The organism is Catenovulum agarivorans DS-2, from assembly GCF_000568405.1.
Lineage (GTDB): Bacteria > Pseudomonadota > Gammaproteobacteria > Enterobacterales > Alteromonadaceae > Catenovulum > Catenovulum agarivorans_A.
In genome coordinates this window covers 1-282 of sequence record NZ_ARZY01000128.1, presented here as the reverse complement: position 1 = coordinate 282, position 282 = coordinate 1, and the positions used below count along the sequence as shown (strand labels likewise).

At 38.7% G+C, this 282-nt stretch carries 1 pseudogene; it reads right to left on the bottom strand.

From position 1 onward, the window contains the following. A pseudogene (locus DS2_RS20965) lies at positions 1-282 on the bottom strand (group II intron reverse transcriptase/maturase); the annotation flags it as partial.

Sequence of the window (282 nt, the reverse complement as noted above, 5' to 3'; positions counted from 1 at the left end):
CATCCCCTTAGATATTGACTCAATTTAAACAGTTGGTAATGCATACTCACGCCCCAGTTACGGTTAGTTAGAATGCGTACCTGTCGTTTAAATTTGTGCAGGGTTTTGTCATGCCATTTGATTAATCCGCGTTTAAAAGTAAACCCTAAGAATTTACTTTGCGTGGATTTAACTACTTGGCTTTTGTCTGTGTTAACCAACAATTTGAGTTGAGTTTCGAGAAATCGGGTGACACTGGCTAGGACACGTTCACCCGCACGTTTTGATTTTACTAAAATTATA